This window comes from Streptococcus sp. DD11 (assembly GCF_001578865.1).
Lineage (GTDB): Bacteria > Bacillota > Bacilli > Lactobacillales > Streptococcaceae > Streptococcus > Streptococcus panodentis.
The window spans coordinates 1-499 of the sequence record NZ_KQ969433.1 but is presented as its reverse complement, the minus strand read 5'-3'; the positions used below and the strand labels follow the sequence as shown (position 1 = coordinate 499).

General features: G+C 51.7%; 1 pseudogene. It reads left to right on the top strand.

What is annotated here, in order from left to right:
* A pseudogene (locus STRDD11_RS13810) lies at positions 1–499 on the top strand (DDE transposase); the annotation flags it as partial.

The window sequence follows — 499 nt, the reverse complement described above, 5'->3', positions numbered from 1 at the left end:
CATCCCACCATCGAAAGTTTCTGCCGGGAATTGGGGCGCAACAGTCAGCTGCGGCAGCTCTGCGGTTTTCAGGCTCACGGAGTTAAGATTGGACAGAATCAGACCAAACTCGTCCTGGCTCCCCATGCCATGACTTTCAGCCGCTTTCTAAAACGCCTGTCTCGGCACAGGGACTTGATTTACGACATGTTTGAAATTTTGGTCAAGGAGCTCTATGAAGCTTTGCCTGACTTTGGCCGCCGTCTGGCTATGGATGGAAAAATCATTGAATCCAAGGCTCATCGCCCCAGTAAGCTTGCCAAAGGGGACTTGCGGGGTGAACACGACGGCAGTTGGACCAAGAAGACTTACCACGACAAAGAAAACAGAGTCACCAAGACCCGCACCTATTTTGGTTTTCGTGTTCATCTCATCTGTGACAGCGTTTATGAGCTTCCGATTGCTTTTCGCGTCCTCCCGGCCCATGTATCCGAGAAACCAACCGCACGGGAAATGGTGG